Genomic DNA, 1,141 nt, shown 5'->3' on the forward strand with positions numbered 1-1,141 from the left:
GGGTTATCGGCAGAAAAGAGTGGATGGGGTTGGGCGTGTCAGTGTTCGCCGATCCAGCCTGAGCGGTGCCAGAGTCCTTCTGCGGGGTCGAGGCCTGTGCCGTAGAGCTCTGGTCCGAGGGGCTCGTCGACCGTGGGTGATTGTGCTGGCTGCGGGGCGTGTGCGTGTTGGTGGGCACGCTTGATGGGGATCTCGTGGAGCAGGAGGAACCATTCGACGGCGCGGCGGCGGTGCTCAATCGTCATCCCACGGTGGTGGCGCAGCAGGTGCCTGATCTGCGCGTTGATGCCGCCCTCGAGCGGCGACGTCGTGCGCGGGTTGCCGTGTTGGAGGAAGGTGAATACGTGCCCGGCTTCGGCGGCGCGGTGCAGGATGCCCCATGCCTTGCGGAGCCGGAGATGGGTGAACCCGAAGTGGCCGTTGTCGTAGAGCGTGCGCTCTTTGGTGAGGTGCCCGTATTGCTGCCACCAGGCCTCGAGCGTGAGTCGCCATCCGATGGCGGCGTCGACGTCGTGGATGCTGCTGAGGGTCATCGCGATCTGACGTAGCGCGCGGCCGGCTTTCGTCCTCGGGTTCCTTGTCAGTTCGCGGGTCACGTTCATCTGCAGGTGGAAGATGCACCGTTGCACGGCGGTGTCGGGCCAGGTGTTCGCCAGTGCGGAGCGGATCCCGGACCCGCCGTCGGTGACGATGACCTCCGGTGGTGGGACCTGCGCGAAGAGTGCTTCCCAGGCGGCGGTCGACTCCCGTGCCGCCCATTGCCACGCGACCACGTGCCCGGTGTCCGATAGCGCGATCAGCAGGCACCAGGACCCGATCCAGATCCCGTCGACCAGCACGGCATCGTGGACTTCCCCGGTGACCGGCATCACCGGTTGCAGATCCCAGCACCAGGCCGTCTGATCGCGGAAGGATCGGCCGGTGCCGCCGCCGGCTTCGGCTTGAGTGCGTTTCCCGGTCAGCCAACTCAGGAACCGGTGCAGCTGCTCTCGGCGGGCGACATCAGGGCGGCGGCGGACCGTCGAGGCCCCGCAGTCCTTACACCGCCAGCGTTGCGTGCCCGAGGGGTGACGGCCGTTCTTCACCAGCCGTGATCCGCATACCAGACAGGTCGCCGAGTTCGACGGAAGATCCACGACTA

General features: G+C 66.9%; 1 protein-coding gene. It reads right to left on the minus strand.

Annotated elements, in window-relative coordinates; all coding sequences use genetic code 11:
- Positions 1-38: 38 nt before the first annotated feature.
- On the minus strand, positions 39-1,141 hold a 1,103-nt coding region (locus AC3RXY_RS15595; protein WP_498224864.1), incomplete at its 5' end, for an IS1249 family transposase.

Source organism: Microbacterium longlingense (genome assembly GCF_058349825.2).